This window comes from Salegentibacter sp. (assembly GCF_036568425.1).
In the GTDB taxonomy this organism is placed as follows: domain Bacteria; phylum Bacteroidota; class Bacteroidia; order Flavobacteriales; family Flavobacteriaceae; genus Salegentibacter.
The window spans coordinates 31,022-49,673 of record NZ_DATCSO010000028.1; the positions used below are offsets into that span (position 1 = coordinate 31,022).

Here is an 18,652-nt window from a genome sequence, read left to right on the forward strand (position 1 = left end):
AAGAAATTTAACAGGAAGCCTTAAAGGAAAATAATTATTCTCCCGGGAAATCAGCCTTACGCTTATTCAAAAAAGCAGAAGTTCCTTCTTTAAAATCTTCGGTACCAAAGGCGTGGCCAAACTCACTTATTTCCACTTCAAACCCATTTACCCCACTTTCATAATTAGCATTAATGGCCCTAATTGCTCCACTAATGGCCACAAGGGAGTTTTTCATGATCTTTCTGGCTAGTTCCATTGCCAACTCAGGTAATTCTTCAGGAGTAGTGACATGATTAACAAGGTTATACTGAAGCGCCTGATTGGCATCTATCATTCCTGCGGTCATGATCATCTCCATAGCACGACCTTTCCCCACTAATTGCGGCAGGCGTTGGGTACCACCATACCCAGGGATTACACCAAGGGATACTTCCGGCAAGCCCATTTTAGCATTATCGCTGGCAATTCTAAAATGTGCTGCCATAGCCAATTCCAAACCACCACCAAGGGCAAACCCATTTACGGCTGCGATCACAGGTTTTGGGAAATTAGCGACATAATCAAATAAAGAAGCCTGTCCCTCGGCAGCAAGTTCGCGGCCTTCTTCCGGAGAAAAATCGGCAAATTCGCTAATATCGGCGCCGGCTACAAAGGCCTTTTCTCCACTTCCTGTTAGAATGATCACTTTAATATCGTGATCTTCTTTAGCTTCAGAAAAAGCTTCATGCAGTTCTTTAATTGTCGCCTTATTAAGCGCGTTGAGTTTTGTAGGGCGGTTTATCGTAATGTGTAGAATTCCGTCCTCTTCTTTGGTTAAAATATTTTTGTAATCCATTATTGAAATTTTTAGCTATTTTGGAAATCGCACCTTAAAGATAGTGCCTTTATTTTGTTTTGAACTAAAACTGATAGTTCCCTGATAGTTTTCTACAATTTTCTTTACCATCGCCAATCCAAGTCCCATTCCGCTGCTTTTGGTCGTAAATTTTGGTTCAAAAACCATTTCTTTATTCTCTTCAGCAATTCCTGAACCGTTATCAGAAACCGAAATACAAACCATTGTGTCTTCATCCTGGACACTCACAAGAATTTGAGGATTCTCTGTTTCCTGTACAGCCTGGATAGCGTTCTTGACAAGATTGGTAATCACCCTGATTAGCTGTGTACGATCAAATTTAGCAAGAATTTCCTCCCTGTCTGTGGTGAAATTTATATAGCTTTCATTAAAAATATCCAGGGCCAGTTTAACAATTTTCGGTACGTTTAGAGTTTCATTTTGCTGTGCCGGCATTTTAGCGAAATTCGAGAAAGCGGCTGCTATAGAACTCATAGTGTCTATCTGATTGATGAGGGTTTTAGAATATTCGTCGACTTTATATTCAATGTCGGGATCATTAGGATCAAAATTCCTCTGAAAACTCTGTACGCTAAGCCGCATAGGAGTAAGCGGGTTTTTAATTTCGTGGGCTACCTGTTTGGCCATTTCCCGCCAGGCTTGTTCCCGCTCACTTGTAGCGAGCTTCACCGCGCTTTCTTCAAGCTCATCGATCATACTATTATATGCCGATACCAAAGCGTAAATCTCTTCAGAAGCATTATTGATCTCGATTTTTTGGTTATACTTGTCTAGACGTGTCTGGTGGATCTTATCTGATATTATTTTCAAGGTTTTGGTGATATATTTTGAGAGAAAATAAGACAAAATTATCGCCAACACCAACATCAATAAGTAAACCTCGCCCATACGCATCAGGAAATTATTGAGATCACGATTCAACAAACTATCATCCTGAAGGTATGGCAGGTATAAAATAGCCAATGGTTTAAATTTATTGTCGGTGATATAGGAATAAGAAGATTGAAATTTATCTCCATTCACTTCAGTATGTTGTAAGACTCTTTTTCTGGAAGAACCATCCAGCCTCTCCAGGAGTTTCTTATCTAACTGCACATCGGTAGTATCTTTAAAAAAAGATTCGTTGGATTTCACTAAAAGACGACCCTCCAGATCGTAGATATTGATCTGCATTTCATGAACCTGTGCCATTTCATAGATCTTACCCCTTTCCTTGAAGATCTCATCGATATTTTCAGTATTCACTAAATAGGTAGTACTTCCCAGAACAAAGCGAATATTTTCCATTATTGCCTGTTCCTTTCTTTCCAGCCGCTCTTTGTGATACTGCTCTGCTTCCTTTTTATACTGAAAAACAGTTACTCCAACAATAAGGATAGAAGTCCCTAGTACCAGTAATAGCATAGAGAAGAAAATACGGGAACGCAAAGAGAGTTTTAACAAGTTCATACAGCTCTGTTTTAGCAAATATCAGGCCTTAGGGTTTTTAGCGCGAATTCTCTTATAAATTTTTACACCCAGCATCAACATGCCTGCAAGCAAAAATATGCCCAGTACACCAAAAATCCAGTTAAGCGAATCCCGAACTATAACCAAAAATACAACTGCAAAAAGAATTAGGGTAGACACTTCATTCCAAAGCCTCATTTGGCCAGAAGACCATTTAATTACATCCTGCTGCATTTCCTTGAAAATCATATGGCTTTTATAGTGATAAGCATACAATAAGACTACGAAAGCCAGTTTTATAAGCATCCAGTCCATTTGCAAAAAGGAAGGAATTAAAAATAACAACCAGAATGCAAATAAACTCGCAAGAATAGCTGACGGCCAGGTGATGATGTACCACAACCTTTTGGTCATCAGTTTAAATTGTTCACTAAGAATATGTTTTTCAGGTTCGGGTTTCAGGCTGGCTTCAATATGGTAAATAAATAACCTGGGGATATAAAAAAGCCCGGCAAACCAGGTTATCACAAAAATTAGATGAAGAGCTTTAATATACTGGTAGTATTCTATCACAAATTATAAGTTTGCTTGTTTTTATTGGTAGCTCGAACAGCTTTCAATCCTAACAAAGATAAGTATTTGTTTTAGGTATTTGAATCTTAAGTCTTAATCGGGTTTCAGATTTAATTTTACTTCCCGGTGTAAAAAATAACCGGTTACGATAGTCGACAAAACATCGGCCAGCGGAAATGAAATCCATACTCCTAATTCTCCCAGATAGTTGGGAAGAATGAGCACCAGAGGAATAAAGAAAAAACCCTGCCGGGAAAGGGTGAGTAAAAGTGCGGGCAATGCCTTACCTACCGCCTGAAAATAGGCCGCTCCTATTAATTGAAGTGCAACAATTGGGGTAGCCGCAAAAACCCAGCGCATTGCCGAGGGTGTTGCAGCGATAATCTCCTCGTTTCCGGTAAAAATCTTTACAATATCTTCAGAGAAAAACATTATCCCGGCAAAAACCAGCAGAGCCAAGCCACCGGCATAGATCACTGCAGTACTAATACTTTTTTTAACCCGGGAAAATTCTCTGGCCCCATAATTATAGCCGGCAATGGGTAAAAATCCCTGGGTCACCCCAAGCACAGGAAACAAAGCAAACATGAGCATCCTGGCGATTATAGCATAAACCGTGACCGCATTTTCCCCACCTAAGTCAAAAAGAATGTTATTCATTAAAAGATAAATCACGCTCACCACGGCCTGCCGGGCCAGGGTTACAAATCCTAATGAGGATATTTCCCTAAGAATAGGGCGTTTAAATCCAAAATGACTAAAACTTACCTTTAATTCTGAATTCTCTGAGATAAAAAACCAAAGTACATAGATAAAACAGAAAATATAGGAAGATGTAGTAGCTATAGCCGCTCCTAACATCCCCATTTCCAGAACGTTTATTAGAAGGTAATCCAGGAAGAGGTTTACAACAGAAGGAATGATCATCGCGACCATTGCAAATTTAGGCTTGCCCTCAGCTCTAATAACGGTATTACCCATCATACATAGGGCGAGAAAAGGTACCCCGCTAACAACTACCTGATAGTAAATTCTTGCGGGCTCGAAGATCTCTCCTTTTCCCCCAAATGCAGGAATAAGAAAGTCTACAAAAATAAGTCCCAGGATTACCAATGCAGAAGATAGAATAAGCGTAAGGCTTATCATATTACCAAAGGTTCTTAATGCCTTTTCAGAACGATTTGAACCCAGAGCCCTTGATACCACCGAAGATCCTCCTACTCCAATGGCCATTCCCAGAGCGGCAATAAAAAAAGAAACCGGTAAAACCACATTAATAGCAGCTATTGCTACAGGGCCTATCCAGTTTCCAACAAAAATAGTATCTACAAGAATATTCAGGGACATCACCAGGATCCCAATTGAAGCCGGAACTGCCTGCTGAATAAGAAGTTTTCCTATGGGTTTATTTCCCAGTTCGGCAGCGGTGATTTTTGACATTATACCTCAACAGCCTTTTGATGTGCCCACTCATCAATCCATCGGGACAGGACCTTCACCCAATCATCGCGGTCGTTCAAACAGGCAACTACATTAAAATCCTCTCCTCCTACCTCATGAAATATTTCTTCTCCTTCCATGGCTATTTCCTCAAGAGTCTCCAGGCAATCTGAAACAAAGGCCGGCGTTACGATAGCAAGTTTTTTCATTCCCTGTTTTCCAAAGCGCTCGATGGTACGATCGGTATAGGGTTGAAGCCACGGGTCAAAACCAAGTCGGGATTGAAAAGAAACGCTGTATGAGTTTTCTTTCAGCTCAAGGTATTCGGCTACTAATCGGGTAGTTTCAAAACATTGATGCCTGTAGCAAAACTGGTGTGCTTCTGAGGGGGTCTGGCAACAGCTACCATCAATTTTACAATGAGACTTGGTGATATCGCTTTTGCGAATATGCCTTTCGGGCACCCCATGATAGGAAAATAACAGATGCTGAAAATCTTTTCCTTTTAAACTATCGGAAATACTTTCGGCAAGTACCCGAATATAATCGGGATGATTATAAAACGGCGGCACGGTAGTAAATTGCATCTTCGGAAAATGCTTTTGCCTGATTTCTTCGGCTAAAACCAGAATAGTTTCAGTGGTAGCCATCGCAAACTGCGGATAAAGTGGAAAAAGCAAAACTTCATTTACTCCTTTATCATGCAATTCCTGAAGGCCTTCCATAATTGAAGGTTTTCCGTAACGCATCGCCAAGGCTATCGGCACGGAAGTGAGATCGTCTATTTTAGACTGCAATCTTTCAGAAAGTACAATCAAGGGGGAACCTTCTTCCCACCAAATCTTTTTATAGGCTTCAGCAGATTTTTTGGGCCTGGTGTTCAGCACAATTCCTCTAACAAGGAGCACCCGTGCCCAGTATGGTACATCTATAACCCGCTCATCCATAAGGAATTCATCGAGGTATTTTTTCACATCTTTTGGGTCGGTACTTTCAGGGGATCCCAGGTTGACCAATAATACGCCTTTGCTCATATGTTCATTAATTTCAGCACAAAAATATAACTATAAAACGGGCGATGAAAACCGTCACTATTCTGAATATTTATTGTTCAATAATCAAATTGGTATCAGTCTCTTCACCAAGGGCAAAAAGTATACATCTTAATAGATGCTCCTGAAACCCAGGTTCCATATAAGACTGTATCCTGTGGCCACCTCCGGTGTATATACTAATACCTCCCCCGGGAAGCTCGCGATACCAGGCAATGGGATGATTTTCACCGTTCTCCCCTCCATGATAAGTGGATTCATCGAGACTCAACAAAACCTTATTTTCGGGGTTAAGGTTTTTATAATTATACCACTCATCTATTCTCGACCAGGGATTGGGAAGGTGAGAAACAGTTGGATGATCGGGCATTTCAACAATTACATTAGCCCGTTGTACCTTAGGATGATTTACAAAATAACCACCCACCAGCTCACCATACCAGGGCCAATCATATTCAGTGTCAGCAGCGGCGTGAATTCCGAAGAAATTCCCATTTTCAGCGATATATTTTTCGAAAGCAGCTTGCTCTTCTTCATTTAATACATCCCCGGTGGTATTTAAGAAAATCACCAGATCATATCTTTTAAGATCTTTTTCATTAAAATCATCGCTATTATTTGTCTCATCAACCTCAAAGCCGTTTTCTTCACCAATATCTTTTATAATCGCGTGACCGGCCGGAGTAGATCTATGCCAGAAACCTTCGGCTTTATGAAAAACCAGGATTTCTTTTTTTTCTTTTTCCTCTTCCTCCTGGGAAAACATATTTGTTGAAATCAGAAGGACAAGAAACAGTATCGATAAATATTTTGAGTTTCTCATTTCTAAAGATTTTAAGATAAAGACATAATATATTTTTTCGGAGTTGTCCCGAATTTCTTTTTAAATGCCGCTATAAAATGGCTGGCAGTGCTATAGCCCAGTTTCAGGCCAACTTCATTTACATTATATTCGCCGGTATCCAATAGTTTACGAGCATATTCCATTTTATAATCAAACAGAAAACTATAGACAGAAGTACCGTAAATTTGTTTAAACCCGTCTTTTAATTTCTTTAAACTCAAACCAATCTCATCAGCAAGATCCTGTAAAGAAGGTGGCTCTGCGAGTTTGGAGATCACGATATCTTTTGCCCGTCGAATTTTAAGAATGTTTTCTTCATCAACCAAAAATGGACATTGTTCTAAATCGGGATCTTCTGTCCTGTTAAAATACAAACTTAGCAACTCGTATGCCTTTCCTTTGAAATAAAGGTTTTTTATACTTGGCGTTAAACTGAAATTTAAAAGTTGATTAAGCACAATTGCCATAGATGGAGTAATTGGTGCATCCTTATAATATTTTTTATCCCGGTTTTCTGAACTTAGAAAAGGAATATAATTGGCTTCCTGCGAAAACAGGGAATGAAATTTTTTAATAGAGATTACCAGGGAGATTACCCAGGAATTGGGTTCAAGATTGAGGTTTAAGGGTAGCGCCTGCTGTGGATTATAAAGAAGTAGCGAATTTTCTTCCGGAAGTGGCAACTCATATCCCCCAGCGTTAAACAAAAACCTACTCTGTCCTTTTACATTAAAATGGAATTGGATAAAACTACTATCTATTTCACGAACAAAATTCTGAGTTTCAGCAGAATCATTCAGGAACTTAAATATGTAAAAACCCTCCTCTATTTGAGTGCTAATTACGGTTCTTCCAGCGATATTTTTCCCGTTTGTTTTCATCATAAAATTTTTAATTCCTTATTCAGCACCTTTATAAAAGCCTTTCCAGCAATTGAATTTACTATTATTTCAGCTATTCTTCAAAGTTAGGCCGATTTTAACTGATATTTATCAGGAAGCGACACATTTAGTACTTTCAGCGTTATATTTTCTTTAAGCTATGTTTTACTTTTGTCCACGCAATCCTAATAATATACATGGAAAATTTTCATTTTTCTGGAGGTAAACATTTTTATACCATCGGATTAAGCTATAAAAAAGCTGACGCCGAGATAAGAGGACACTTTAGCCTTGACGAAGAAGCCAAACAGCGACTGCTGCAACAGGCCAAAGTAGAAGGAATTGAGGCTATTTTAACTACTTCCACCTGTAACCGCACCGAAATTTACGGTTTTGCCCATCACCCTTTTGAGCTTATCAAATTGCTTTGCGAACATACCCATGGAACCGTAGAAGAATTTGAAAAGGTTGCCTATGTGCATAAAAACAAAAAGGCCATCGCTCATATGTTCCAGGTAGGGACCGGACTGGACAGCCAGATCCTGGGCGATTTTGAGATTATAAGTCAGCTTAAGAATTCCTTCATTCAGTCTAAAAAGTCTGGACTCACCAACGTTTTTCTGGAGCGTCTTGTCAACGCGGTCATACAGGCCAGCAAGCGTATAAAAAATGAAACCGAGATCTCCAGTGGAGCTACCTCTGTTGCTTTTGCCTCTGTTCAATATATCCTGAACAATATTAAAAATGTTTCTGAAAAGAATATTCTTCTCTTCGGAACCGGTAAGATTGGGCGTAACACTTGTGAAAATTTGGTTAAACACACCAAGAACCACCATATAACTCTTATAAACCGAACAAAGGATAAAGCCGAACGCGTTGCGGGAAAATTTAACCTTATAGTTAAGGAATATGCCGATTTACAAGCCGAAATACGCAATAGCGATATTTTAATAGTGGCTACCGGCGCGCAGAATCCTACTATTTCTAAAGAGCTTATCTATTCCAAAAAAGAGCTGCTTATTCTTGATCTTTCAATTCCGAAAAACGTGGCCGATGATGTAGCAGAGCTCTCTAACGTAAGTCTCGTCCACCTCGATCAGCTCTCAAAGATGACTGATGCTACTCTTGAACGACGCCAACAGTTTATCCCGAAAGCAAAAGAGATTATTGCTGAGGTGGAGGCCGAATTCAATAAATGGCTGGAAACCCGGAAGTTCGCTCCTACCATCAAGGCCCTGAAAAAGAAATTGAAAACCATGAAAGATGATGAATTGGATTTCCAACGCAGGAAAATAACCGATTTTAATGACGAACAGGCCGAAATTATAAGCAACCGCATTATTCAGAAGATTACCAAACATTTCGCCAATCATCTAAAAAGCGATTCTGAAACCACCGATGAAAGCCTGGAACTAATCCAGAAAGTTTTTCAGTTAGAAGAGCTTCAGAAATGAAAAAAACAATACGAATAGGCACCCGGGACAGCGAACTTGCCCTTTGGCAAGCCAAAACCGTACAAAATGCCCTGGAAAAATTAGGTCACGAAACCAAATTAGTGCCGGTAAAATCTACTGGAGATCTAAACCTGGACCAGCCTCTGTATGAAATGGGTATTACAGGGATTTTCACCAAAACCCTTGATGTGGCGATGATAAAAGGCGAAATAGACATCGCCGTTCATTCCATGAAAGATGTGCCCACTGCGCTTCCTAAAGGAATGGTGGAAGCGGCGGTTTTAAAAAGGGCAAATTCCAAAGATATTTTAATCCATAAAGGCCTGGATTTCCTGAATACTGAAGGGACTATCGCCACCGGAAGCCTTCGCCGTAAAGCACAATGGCTCAACAGGCATCCTGAGCATCAGGTGGTTGACTTACGTGGAAACGTAAACACCCGATTGAAGAAATTAAAGGACAACGACTGGAATGGTGCCATTTTCGCCGCTGCAGGCCTGGAACGCATCGCCCTAAAACCTGAAAACTACGTAGACCTCAACTGGATGATTCCTGCTCCTGCCCAGGGAGCAATGCTTGTAGTAGCTATGGAAGACGATGACTTTTCCAGGAAAGCCCTCGAACCGCTCAATCACCAGGAAAGCAAAATAAGTGTTCATATTGAGCGTCAATTTCTCAAAACCCTGGAAGGTGGTTGTACCGCCCCAATTGGAGCACTTGTAACCATAGAAAAAGATATTGTATATTTTAAAGGTGCGCTTTTCAGTCTTGATGGTAAACAAAAAATTGAGGTTGAAGAAACTACTAGAATTGACGAAATCCAAGGTTTTGGAAACAGCTGTGCCCGTGAAGTGCTGAATAAAGGTGGGAAAGAACTTATGGCTGAGATTAGAAAGGTCTTAAAATAATGACAGTCCTTTCTACTAAAAAACTTAGTTTAAGCCAGAAAAATCTTTTTCTAAATTCAGGGCTGAGCCTGGTAGAATACAATGCCATTAAAATTGAATTCCTGGATTTCGACCTTCCCAAAAAAGAGATTAAAAACGCCATTATAACCAGCAAAAACAGCGCAAAATCTATTATTGAAAGACAATTAAAAATTCACAATTGCTTTGTTGTAGGTAAAAAAACCGCTGATTTCTTAAAAAGCCATAACTTTAATATTTCGGAAGTTTCAGATTATGGAAGGGACCTCGCAAAAATTATATCAGAAAAATACCGGGACGAAAAATTTATCTTTTTCTGCGGAAACCTGCGTAGGGAAGAATTACCTTCATTATTAAAGGGAGAAGGTATAGAATTTCAGGAGGTAGAGGTTTATAAAACAAGTTTAAACAAACAAAGCTTTCTGCAGGAATTTGAGGGGATTATGTTTTATAGCCCCAGCGGAGTAAAAAGTTTCACCTCTAAAAATAAAATAAAGGATAGTACTGCATTTTGTATAGGCAAGACCACTGCAAAAGAAGCTGAACAATACACTGAAAATATTATAATAGCCAACAAACCCAGTATCGAAAATCTCATTGTATCTGTGGTGAAGCATTATAAACAAAAGAACTAAAATGATAAAAAACGATTTATTTTTAAGAGCGCTAAAAGGGGAAAGCGTAGAACGCCCCCCGGTTTGGATGATGAGACAGGCGGGTCGTTACCTACCTGATTTTATGAAACTAAAGGAGAAATACGATTTCTTCACCCGCTGTCGCACTCCCGAATTGGCTACCGAGATAACAGTGATGCCCATTAAACAAGTAGGAACCGATGCCGCTATCCTTTTTAGTGACATTCTGGTTATTCCGCAAGCGATGAATATTGAAGTAGAAATGAAACCGGGGGTTGGTCCCTGGCTGCCTCATCCAATAAGAACCCAGGAAGATGTAGATCGGGTGATCGTACCGGATATTGACGAAACATTAGGATACGTGATGGAAGCCATTAAAATGACCAAAATGGAGCTTAATGATGAAGTTCCACTTATTGGTTTTGCCGGTTCCCCATGGACTATTCTATGCTATGCCGTACAGGGCCAGGGTTCTAAAAATTTTGATATTGCCAAGAAATTCTGCTTTAGCAATCCAGTGGCGGCTCATCAACTACTTCAAAAGATCACCGATACCACCATCGCCTACTTAAAAGCCAAAGTTGCTGCAGGTGTTGATGCGGTTCAGGTTTTCGACTCCTGGGGCGGGATGCTAAGCCCTACAGATTACGATGAGTTTTCCTGGAAATATATTCAACAGATCATCGATGCTTTAAGAGATGAGATTCCAGTAATCGCCTTCGGAAAAGGTTGCTGGTTTGCGCTACATACTATGGCACGATCGGGTGCTGCTGCCATTGGTGTTGACTGGACCTGTAGCCCTAAGAATGCCAGATATTTAACCGGCGGACAGATCACCCTACAAGGTAATTTTGATCCTTCAAGATTATATTCACCTCCGGCTGAGATCAAAAAAATGGTGCACCAGATGATCGATGAATTTGGGAAAGACCGGTATATCGCCAACCTGGGACACGGTATCTTACCCGATATTCCCGTGGAGAATGCCATCGCTTTCGTTGAGGCGGTGAAAGAATACAAATAGCAGGATGGCAATCTGGGGACGCTTAATAAATATGAGTCCGGGGGAAGTTCTCCAGCTTCTTAAGGTCTCTATCAGGCATCCCCGTTTTGTTACTCCAACAATAAAAGCCACCAGGCAAAGCATTAAAATTTGTGATAAACTTTTTGGAGATGACCACCACAGGGATAATCGATCGAACGCCTTCAGGCATGCGCTTTGGAATTATTTGATCTGTGAAAAATGTTATAAAGTTTGTGATTCTGTGGAAAAATCGATGGAATGGAGCAAAAAAATCACCGATCTCCACGAAGAACTGGCTCCAAATGATGAACTCGCCAAAACGATGGATTTACATAATAATCTGGTAGGTCGTAAACTCTTTAAGAAGTATTATTCCGAAGAAAATCTTGATATTATCAGGCTTTTAAAAGAGAAAATGAAAAAGGCTGAAAAAGTGAGCACAGCGGAACAAATAAATGCCCAGCAGCATCAAATGGTTTATATAGAAGATTGAAAATGAGAGAACAATTTTACGCGTATATTGAACAATTACAAGAAGAGATAACTGCGAAACTCGAAGAGATAGACGGAGCGGCAAAATTCCAACAGGATCTCTGGAAACGACCCGAAGGTGGAGGCGGCAGGACCAGAGTAATAGAAAACGGGAATGTATTTGAGAAAGGTGGAGTGAATATCTCGGCAGTGCACGGGCCCTTGCCTCCTGCTATGCAACAATATTTTAAGGTAGGCGATGTTGATTTTTTCGCTTGTGGCCTTAGCCTGGTATTACACCCTAAAAATCCTATGGTTCCTACAGTTCACGCTAACTGGAGGTATTTTGAGATGTATGACAAATCAGGAAATGTGCTTGATCAATGGTTTGGTGGTGGCCAGGATTTAACTCCTTACTATTTGTTCGAGGAAGATGCAGTTCATTTTCACAAAATATCAAAAGCAGCCTGCGATAAGCATAATCCCGAATTCTATCCCGAATACAAGAAAAAGTGCGATGAATATTTCTGGAATGCCCATCGGGACGAAGCCCGTGGCATCGGTGGATTGTTCTTCGACTATTTAAAGGCTTCCGAAGAAATGAGTATTGAGGCCTGGTATGATTTCGTGACCGAAGTGGGCGATAGTTTTCTCGAAGCTTACGTACCAATTGTGGAAAAAAGAAAAAATTTAAGCTATACCGAAGCTCAGAGAAACTGGCAGGAGATAAGGCGTGGGCGGTACGTAGAATTTAACCTGGTGCACGACAAGGGCACTTTATTCGGTTTAAAGACCAACGGCAGGATAGAGAGTATATTGATGAGCCTGCCCCCCCACGTGCAATGGGTTTACGATCATCATCCCGAGTCGGGCAGCAAAGAAGAAAAATTATTGAAGTTGCTGAAGAAACCCATAAATTGGGTATAATTGATGCCTTAATCCGGCTTTTCAAAAACTGAATACAGAATACAAAATTTCAAAATTATGTACCCACTAAACAGAAATAGAAGATTACGAACCAATGAGGCCGTAAGAAGCCTGGTTAGAGAAACCGCAATCACTCCAGATGATTTTATCGTACCGCTTTTCGTGGTAGAAGGAAAAAACCTAAAAGAAGAGATCGCCTCAATGCCGGGTTATTACAGGATGAGTCTTGACCTTTTAAAAATGGAGATAAAAGAACTCTGGAATTTAGGTTTAAAATCGGTTTTACTTTTTGTCAAGGTTCCGGAAAAGCTTAAAGACAATGCGGGCACCGAGGCGCTAAATACCGATGGCTTGATGCAACGCGCCATCAAAACGGTAAAAGAGGCTGTTCCCGAAATGCTGGTAATGACCGATGTTGCCCTGGATCCCTACTCTTCTTATGGTCACGACGGAATAGTTGCAGAAGGAAAGATCATCAATAACGACACCACTGCTGTTTTGGCGGAAATGGGCCTCTCTCATGCCAAAGCCGGTGCCGACATACTGGCCCCCAGCGATATGATGGACGGACGAATTTTTGAGATTAGAAGCCTTCTGGAAGACGAAGGTTTTCATGAAACGGGAATTATGAGTTACAGTGCCAAATATGCTTCTGCTTTTTACGGCCCCTTCCGTGACGCTTTGGACTCGGCGCCTGTTGATGCTGATAATATTCCGAAGAACAAGAAAACATACCAGATGGATCCTGCCAACCGCGATGAAGCCATCCGCGAAACTCTGATGGACATCGAAGAAGGCGCCGATATCGTAATGGTAAAACCGGGATTATGTTATCTTGACATAGTTCGGGATATAAGGAACGCGGTAAATGTACCGGTAGCAGTCTACCAGGTAAGCGGAGAATATGCCATGATAAAAGCCGCCTCACAGAAAGGCTGGCTCGATCACGATGCTGTGGTCCTTGAACAATTAACGGCGATTAAACGAGCAGGGGCAACTATGATTGCCAGTTATTTTGCAAAAGAAGCCGTAAAACTTATCTCTTAGGCTCTTAATTAGATAGATTAAAATATTTAAAAAACACCCTACTTTTTACATACTTTTGAGAGATGAAAAAGTTTCGTAATAAAGGCTTTATAGCATTTACTATTATTGGTTTGCTGGCGATCTATGGCCAGCAGGCTTTTGCTTTTTCATCCGGTCAATTCATTCAGAAAGACTCTGGGAATCGCTTACTTCCTCAAACCTACCAAAATACTGAAGGCTTACTTTATCAGGAAATTTCTTTTGGTAATGCAGGTGAATATTCTGAAACTTCCCCTGAGTATCACTTTAGTGGCGGTGCACAGACCAGCCCCAATAATTTTCATTTCTGGAATTTCCACAATCTAAAAAAACCAACTTCATATCTTCAGGATCATAGAAATGAGCTGAGGCACAAGATCTTTCCGTTCCATTTTTTCTGGTAAACATTTTCAGGTTAATCTGAATAGTAACAAGGCTTTGAAAAAAGCCCGGCTGCAAGTTCGCCTTTATTTGGCCGTGCGGCCAACCATAAATCATATCACCATAAAAAATAAAAAATGGATACAGCTTCAAGCTTAATTGGTTTAGGCCTACTCTTAGTGTTTATAGGCCCAATCTTTATTTTAATTCTTCAACAGAAGAAACAGGAAAAAAACATGCTAAAAAAAATAAAAACCATCAGTAAGGATAATAATCTAAATCTCGAGACCACAGAACTTTTAGAGAACTTATTATTAGGCTTAGATTCTAAGGCTCACAAACTACTTATCGTAAAACCGGGAGAAAGTCCTGATTATAACATCCTCAACCTTAAGGAAATAAAAGAAAGCAGGTTGTCAACCAAAAATCATAAAGCTTCTGAGGGCGGTTTAAATTATATCAGCCTAAATTTATTTGGAACGAAAAACAGAAAAATAAATGAAATTGTCTTCTATGACGATGAAGATAAAAATTCTTCAGATGCTGAAACCAGCTTAGTTCTGGCCAAAAAATGGGAAAAGCTAATCAAAGCCTAACCAGGGATTACAACCATATAAATTTCCGGAAGGCTATCTGAAAAAGCAACATCCAATAGCTTTCCGGAGGTTTATAATTTCTTTTTATTTTTTTCTTTAATTTATCCCTAAATTAGATTATTCAACAACTAACCGTACAATGGGATTACTATTATTTTATGCTTTTATTTCCATTTTCTTTTCATTTCTATGTTCTATTCTGGAAGCCGCTCTGCTCAGTTTTACGCCTTCTTATATAAAAATCAAGAAGCAGGAAGGGAAATCTTATGCTGATACCCTGGCACATTTTAAACAGGATATTGACCGCCCCCTGATTGCAATTCTAACCGTAAATACGGTTGCTCATACTGTGGGGGCAATCCTGGTTGGTGTTCAGGCGGAGAAAACCTTTGGGAGTGGTAACAGTTCTGTGGGTATTGTTTCAGCAATTATGACTCTTGCTATTTTAATTTTATCTGAAATAATCCCGAAAACCATCGGGGCTACCTACTGGCAGAAATTAGGTGGATTTACCGCAACTTCTTTAAAAGCAATGATTTTTCCTCTTAAATATACCGGAATTCTATGGTTAATGATGTTAACCACCAAATTAATAGGGAAATCGGCTCACGTGAGCTCGATGAGCCGTGAAGAATTTGCAGCCATTACCGATGCCGCAAAAGAAGAAGGGGTTTTTGAGGAAAGTGAAACAACCGTTATTAAAAATTTATTGGTCTTTAAATCGGTGGAGGCCAAAGATGTGATGACTCCTTATTCTGTTGCTGTTACTGAAGATGAAGACACTTCCATTGCAGATTTTCATCAAAGTCACCGAAATCTTAAGTTTTCCCGAATCCCTATCTATAAAGGAAAACCGAACAACGTTACAGGATTTATCCTCAAAGATGATGTTCTTGAAGAAATAATAGATGAAAAGGGAGAAGAGCCATTAAGCATTTTAAAAAGAGATGTCTTTATGACTCCCGCTCATACTCCTATCCCGGAATTATTTGAAAAATTTATACAGGAAAGAGGGCATATCACCATGGTTGTTGATGAATATGGAAACACCGTTGGGCTGGTTACTATGGAAGATATCATAGAAACCCTGCTGGGACTTGAAATTATGGACGAGAGTGACAGCATTGAGGATATGCAGATGCTTGCCCGTCAAAACTGGGAACGTCGTGCAAAACGTCTCGGATTGATTAAGCGCGAGGAAGAACAAGCTAAAAATAGCGATGAAGATACACCTGAAGACTCCGCTGGGGATAGCAAAGATTAGCGGAAGTAAGGAAGGAATTTCAGAAATAAAAATTCTGGAGGATACCCAGCAACTTACTTCTGATGTACCGGGTGAACTTTTGCCTGCCGTAGAACAACTTGAGGCATACTTTAGGGGAGAGTTAAAAGATTTTAACTTAAAACTAAATTTAGAAGGCACCGAATTTCAAAAAAAGGTTTGGAACGCCCTTTTGAAAATCCCCTATGGCACAACGGTTTCTTACCTGGAACTGTCGAAACAGTTAGGTGATGTGAAAGCTATTAGGGCCGTGGCTTCAGCAAATGGAAAGAATCCGCTTTGGATCGTGGTTCCCTGTCACAGGGTAATTGGCAGCGATGGTTCTTTAACCGGTTATGCCGGCGGACTTCATCGTAAAAAGTGGCTCCTGGAACACGAAGGCGTCTTAACACAACAAAGTCTTTTTAATTAGCTGTTGATATGAAAAAGTTTATAAGAATTCTTGGTATTGGCGTGGCTACACTGTTAGTTTGCCTTATTCTTCTATATACTTTCAATTATGAATATATACTGAAAGCCGCCGGAATAACCTATCTAAACGGACATACCTCAGCTTATATCGACGACTATCATGAATTTGACAACAGAATAATTGAATCCGGAAGTAATGGTCGGGAATGGCCCAGACACTCTAATTATAATTCAGAAGAAGCTACTGAAGCTTTGGAAAAAATAAACAAAGAATTAAAAACCGTGGCTTTTTTAGTGATAAAGAATGATAGCCTATGGTTTGAAAAATATTACCAGGACTACAGCCCGTCTATGAAGTCTAACTCATTTTCTATGGCGAAGAGTATTGTAGTGGCCATGTTGGGTAAAGCTATTATGCAGGGCCATATTGAAAGCCTGGAGCAGCCGGTAGCCGATTTTTTTCCGCAATTCGATAAAGAGCTTAAAGTGGGCGACCTTGCCTCGATGGCGTCAGGCCTAAACTGGAATGAAAATTACTACAATCCTTTTGGCATGACGGCCAGAGCATATTATGGCGATAACCTGAAAAAACAAATTCTAAAGCTCGAAGTCACCGAAACTCCTGGAGAAAAATTTAAATATTTAAGCGGAAATACCCAATTACTGGGTATGGTTCTGGAAAAGGCTACCGGAAAAACCCTCTCTGATTATCTAAGTGAAAATTTCTGGAAACCTATGGGAATGCAAAACAAGGCTCTCTGGCAATTAGACAGTGAAAAATACGGAATGGAAAAAGCCTTTTGCTGTATTGCCTCTAATGCACGAGATTTTGCACGATTCGGGAAATTGTTTAAAGATCAAGGTTCCTGGAACGGTAAATCTTTGCTGGATTCAGGTTTTATTAAAAAAATGACCAATGCCCGCTTTAAGGAAAGCCCGGAATACGGATATGGAATATGGCTAACCGATTATATGGACAAGGAAATCTTTTATATGCGCGGGGTTCATGGCCAATATGTGATCGTTATTCCAGAAGATGACCTGTTGATCGTAAGATTAGGACAGGAATTCATCAGAAAAGATGACCAAAAGCATTATCCAGATTTTTATAGGTATATTGATGAAACTTATAAAATGTTAGAAAATGCTTCATAAGATAAATCTTGAGAACATTCTATTTCTCGATATCGAAACTGTTCCTGAAACAGCCTCCTTCCAGGAGCTAAGCGAGGATAAAAAAGTTTTATGGGAAGATAAAACGCAATACCAGCGCAAAGAAGAATATACTCCTGAAGAATTTTATGACAGGGCTGGAATTTGGGCAGAATTCGGTAAGATCGTCTGTATTTCGGTTGGGTTTTTCAATTTTAAAAATGAAGAACGAAATTTCAGGATAACCACCTTTAGCGGTGCAGAAAAGCAATTGCTCAGGGATTTCAGCGCATTACTGGAAGGACATTTTTTCCAGCCGTATCATTTGTTATGTGCACATAACGGGAAAGAATTCGATTTCCCTTTTATTGCCCGAAGAATGCTTATTCACGATCTTCCTCTGCCGTCTAAGTTAAATCTCTTCGGAAAGAAACCCTGGGAGGTCCCTCACCTGGATACCCTGGAATTATGGAAATTTGGGGATTATAAACATTTCACTTCTTTAAAGCTACTCACAAATATTCTAGGGATTCCCTCCCCAAAAGACGATATAAGCGGCAGCGACGTATGCAGGGTTTTTTATGAAGAAAAAGATTCGCAACGAATAATTAAGTATTGCGAAAAAGATGTAGTGGCCATCGCCCAGATCATTCTAAAATTCAGACAGGAAAAACTGCTGGAAGAAGCAGAGATAATTTCGGTTTAAAAGACTGCTTATAATCTTATTCCGCTAAACTTCAGTTAAAACACCCCATATTCCTCTTCAAAAATTTGTAACTTTAAGATGGTCGATTGTTTAGAACAAACTTCGGCGATCAAATATTCTAACCAAAAAACCCGAAAATTATGTATTTATACGTAGAAATGTGGAACGTTACCCGAAAATGGCTGGATCTTTCAACCGAAAAGCGGCGCAATGTTTTTAATAAAATGGAAGATAGAATATCAGAAATGAAGTCTCGTGGAGTAAAAAACCTTGGCTGGGCCCGAAACGACGAACATACCCCTTACCGCAGCGATTACCGCTATATGACGGTTTGGGAAATGCCTTCAAAAGAAGAAGTGAAAATCCTGGAAGAGAACCTAAAGGATGCCGGTTGGTACAACTATTTCTCCCAGGCCAACTCAAGAGGTGAGGTGCTATCCCGTGAAGAAGCGATGGAATTCTTAATCAATATCAAGGAAACTTCAACCTCTTTCCTCGACTCCTAGAAATAAATAAATGACTGTCTGAAAAGTTTATGAAGATTT

The 18,652-nt window shown here is 40.0% G+C and carries 21 protein-coding genes; 14 read left to right on the forward strand and 7 right to left on the reverse strand.

Annotated elements, in window-relative coordinates:
- Window positions 1-34 precede the first annotated feature (34 nt).
- The 7 genes from VIM94_RS03365 to VIM94_RS03395 form a co-directional block, all read right to left on the reverse strand.
- On the reverse strand, window positions 35-817 hold the full coding sequence (locus VIM94_RS03365) for an enoyl-CoA hydratase/isomerase family protein (protein ID WP_332037879.1): 783 nt from the start codon (window positions 815-817) through the stop codon (window positions 35-37).
- Window positions 818-832: 15 nt separating this feature from the next.
- On the reverse strand, window positions 833-2,287 hold the full coding sequence (locus tag VIM94_RS03370; RefSeq protein ID WP_332037880.1) for a sensor histidine kinase: 1,455 nt from the start codon (window positions 2,285-2,287) through the stop codon (window positions 833-835).
- Window positions 2,288-2,308: 21 nt separating this feature from the next.
- Window positions 2,309-2,857, reverse strand: coding sequence for a CopD family protein (locus tag VIM94_RS03375; RefSeq protein WP_332037922.1), 549 nt, complete (start codon window positions 2,855-2,857; stop codon window positions 2,309-2,311).
- A 96-nt stretch (window positions 2,858-2,953) separates the two neighbouring features.
- Window positions 2,954-4,300 (reverse strand): MATE family efflux transporter, encoded by a 1,347-nt coding sequence (locus VIM94_RS03380; RefSeq protein WP_332037881.1) that lies wholly within the window; start codon window positions 4,298-4,300, stop codon window positions 2,954-2,956.
- The gene (hemH, locus tag VIM94_RS03385) at window positions 4,300-5,334 is read right to left on the reverse strand and encodes a ferrochelatase (RefSeq protein ID WP_332037882.1); all 1,035 of its coding nucleotides are present in this window, start codon (window positions 5,332-5,334) and stop codon (window positions 4,300-4,302) included. Before hemH ends, VIM94_RS03380 begins: the two co-directional genes overlap by 1 nt.
- 70 nt (window positions 5,335-5,404) lie before the next feature.
- On the reverse strand, window positions 5,405-6,175 hold the full coding sequence (locus tag VIM94_RS03390) for a ThuA domain-containing protein (RefSeq protein ID WP_332037883.1): 771 nt from the start codon (window positions 6,173-6,175) through the stop codon (window positions 5,405-5,407).
- A gap of 11 nt (window positions 6,176-6,186) precedes the next feature.
- Window positions 6,187-7,077, reverse strand: a complete 891-nt coding sequence (locus tag VIM94_RS03395; RefSeq protein WP_332037923.1) for an AraC family transcriptional regulator — start codon at window positions 7,075-7,077, stop codon at window positions 6,187-6,189.
- 197 nt (window positions 7,078-7,274) lie between these two features.
- Between VIM94_RS03395 and hemA the strand changes: the two genes are divergently transcribed.
- The 14 genes from hemA to VIM94_RS03465 all read left to right on the forward strand — a co-directional run bounded on the left by hemA (window position 7,275) and on the right by VIM94_RS03465 (window position 18,613).
- Entirely contained in the window at window positions 7,275-8,531 is a 1,257-nt protein-coding gene (gene hemA, locus VIM94_RS03400) for a glutamyl-tRNA reductase (protein ID WP_332037884.1), read from the forward strand.
- On the forward strand, window positions 8,528-9,439 hold the full coding sequence (gene hemC / locus VIM94_RS03405) for a hydroxymethylbilane synthase (RefSeq protein WP_332037885.1): 912 nt from the start codon (window positions 8,528-8,530) through the stop codon (window positions 9,437-9,439). Before hemA ends, hemC begins: the two co-directional genes overlap by 4 nt.
- A complete protein-coding gene (locus tag VIM94_RS03410; RefSeq protein ID WP_332037886.1) occupies window positions 9,439-10,092 on the forward strand; it encodes a uroporphyrinogen-III synthase in 654 nt (217 codons plus the stop codon). The genes hemC and VIM94_RS03410 overlap by 1 nt, the downstream gene beginning before the upstream one ends.
- 1 nt (window position 10,093) lies before the next feature.
- Window positions 10,094-11,116: a uroporphyrinogen decarboxylase gene (hemE, locus tag VIM94_RS03415; protein ID WP_332037887.1), complete on the forward strand. Its 1,023-nt coding sequence runs from the start codon at window positions 10,094-10,096 to the stop codon at window positions 11,114-11,116.
- Between the two features lie 4 nt (window positions 11,117-11,120).
- Window positions 11,121-11,609 (forward strand): DUF6973 domain-containing protein, encoded by a 489-nt coding sequence (locus VIM94_RS03420; protein ID WP_332037888.1) that lies wholly within the window; start codon window positions 11,121-11,123, stop codon window positions 11,607-11,609.
- A gap of 2 nt (window positions 11,610-11,611) precedes the next feature.
- Complete coding sequence (hemF, locus tag VIM94_RS03425; protein ID WP_332037889.1) at window positions 11,612-12,514, forward strand: oxygen-dependent coproporphyrinogen oxidase; 903 nt, start codon at window positions 11,612-11,614, stop codon at window positions 12,512-12,514.
- Between the two features lie 57 nt (window positions 12,515-12,571).
- A complete protein-coding gene (hemB, locus tag VIM94_RS03430) occupies window positions 12,572-13,561 on the forward strand; it encodes a porphobilinogen synthase (protein WP_332037890.1) in 990 nt (329 codons plus the stop codon).
- Between the two features lie 62 nt (window positions 13,562-13,623).
- Window positions 13,624-13,983 (forward strand): hypothetical protein, encoded by a 360-nt coding sequence (locus VIM94_RS03435; protein WP_332037891.1) that lies wholly within the window; start codon window positions 13,624-13,626, stop codon window positions 13,981-13,983.
- A gap of 114 nt (window positions 13,984-14,097) precedes the next feature.
- Window positions 14,098-14,556: a hypothetical protein gene (locus VIM94_RS03440; protein WP_332037892.1), complete on the forward strand. Its 459-nt coding sequence runs from the start codon at window positions 14,098-14,100 to the stop codon at window positions 14,554-14,556.
- Window positions 14,557-14,695: 139 nt separating this feature from the next.
- On the forward strand, window positions 14,696-15,820 hold the full coding sequence (locus tag VIM94_RS03445) for a hemolysin family protein (protein ID WP_332037893.1): 1,125 nt from the start codon (window positions 14,696-14,698) through the stop codon (window positions 15,818-15,820).
- Window positions 15,777-16,250 (forward strand): methylated-DNA--[protein]-cysteine S-methyltransferase, encoded by a 474-nt coding sequence (locus tag VIM94_RS03450; protein ID WP_332037894.1) that lies wholly within the window; start codon window positions 15,777-15,779, stop codon window positions 16,248-16,250. The genes VIM94_RS03445 and VIM94_RS03450 overlap by 44 nt, the downstream gene beginning before the upstream one ends.
- An 8-nt stretch (window positions 16,251-16,258) precedes the next feature.
- Complete coding sequence (locus VIM94_RS03455) at window positions 16,259-17,404, forward strand: serine hydrolase (RefSeq protein ID WP_332037895.1); 1,146 nt, start codon at window positions 16,259-16,261, stop codon at window positions 17,402-17,404.
- The gene (locus VIM94_RS03460) at window positions 17,394-18,107 is read left to right on the forward strand and encodes a 3'-5' exonuclease (RefSeq protein WP_332037896.1); all 714 of its coding nucleotides are present in this window, start codon (window positions 17,394-17,396) and stop codon (window positions 18,105-18,107) included. The genes VIM94_RS03455 and VIM94_RS03460 overlap by 11 nt, the downstream gene beginning before the upstream one ends.
- Window positions 18,108-18,247: 140 nt before the next feature.
- Complete coding sequence (locus tag VIM94_RS03465) at window positions 18,248-18,613, forward strand: DUF6616 family protein (RefSeq protein ID WP_332037897.1); 366 nt, start codon at window positions 18,248-18,250, stop codon at window positions 18,611-18,613.
- The last annotated feature ends 39 nt before the right edge of the window (window positions 18,614-18,652 follow it).

Coding starts and splice junctions, on each gene's coding strand:
- hemH (WP_332037882.1), bottom strand. CDS start 5,334: ATGAGCAAAGGCGTATTATTGGTCAACCTGGGATCCCCTGAAAGTACC.
- VIM94_RS03420 (WP_332037888.1), top strand. CDS start 11,121: ATGGCAATCTGGGGACGCTTAATAAATATGAGTCCGGGGGAAGTTCTC.
- hemC (WP_332037885.1), top strand. CDS start 8,528: ATGAAAAAAACAATACGAATAGGCACCCGGGACAGCGAACTTGCCCTT.
- hemE (WP_332037887.1), top strand. CDS start 10,094: ATGATAAAAAACGATTTATTTTTAAGAGCGCTAAAAGGGGAAAGCGTA.
- VIM94_RS03365 (WP_332037879.1), bottom strand. CDS start 817: ATGGATTACAAAAATATTTTAACCAAAGAAGAGGACGGAATTCTACAC.
- VIM94_RS03370 (WP_332037880.1), bottom strand. CDS start 2,287: ATGAACTTGTTAAAACTCTCTTTGCGTTCCCGTATTTTCTTCTCTATG.
- hemB (WP_332037890.1), top strand. CDS start 12,572: ATGTACCCACTAAACAGAAATAGAAGATTACGAACCAATGAGGCCGTA.
- VIM94_RS03395 (WP_332037923.1), bottom strand. CDS start 7,077: ATGAAAACAAACGGGAAAAATATCGCTGGAAGAACCGTAATTAGCACT.
- VIM94_RS03460 (WP_332037896.1), top strand. CDS start 17,394: ATGCTTCATAAGATAAATCTTGAGAACATTCTATTTCTCGATATCGAA.
- VIM94_RS03410 (WP_332037886.1), top strand. CDS start 9,439: ATGACAGTCCTTTCTACTAAAAAACTTAGTTTAAGCCAGAAAAATCTT.
- VIM94_RS03380 (WP_332037881.1), bottom strand. CDS start 4,300: ATGTCAAAAATCACCGCTGCCGAACTGGGAAATAAACCCATAGGAAAA.
- VIM94_RS03435 (WP_332037891.1), top strand. CDS start 13,624: ATGAAAAAGTTTCGTAATAAAGGCTTTATAGCATTTACTATTATTGGT.
- VIM94_RS03445 (WP_332037893.1), top strand. CDS start 14,696: ATGGGATTACTATTATTTTATGCTTTTATTTCCATTTTCTTTTCATTT.
- VIM94_RS03465 (WP_332037897.1), top strand. CDS start 18,248: ATGTATTTATACGTAGAAATGTGGAACGTTACCCGAAAATGGCTGGAT.
- VIM94_RS03440 (WP_332037892.1), top strand. CDS start 14,098: ATGGATACAGCTTCAAGCTTAATTGGTTTAGGCCTACTCTTAGTGTTT.
- VIM94_RS03450 (WP_332037894.1), top strand. CDS start 15,777: ATGAAGATACACCTGAAGACTCCGCTGGGGATAGCAAAGATTAGCGGA.
- hemA (WP_332037884.1), top strand. CDS start 7,275: ATGGAAAATTTTCATTTTTCTGGAGGTAAACATTTTTATACCATCGGA.
- hemF (WP_332037889.1), top strand. CDS start 11,612: ATGAGAGAACAATTTTACGCGTATATTGAACAATTACAAGAAGAGATA.
- VIM94_RS03455 (WP_332037895.1), top strand. CDS start 16,259: ATGAAAAAGTTTATAAGAATTCTTGGTATTGGCGTGGCTACACTGTTA.
- VIM94_RS03390 (WP_332037883.1), bottom strand. CDS start 6,175: ATGAGAAACTCAAAATATTTATCGATACTGTTTCTTGTCCTTCTGATT.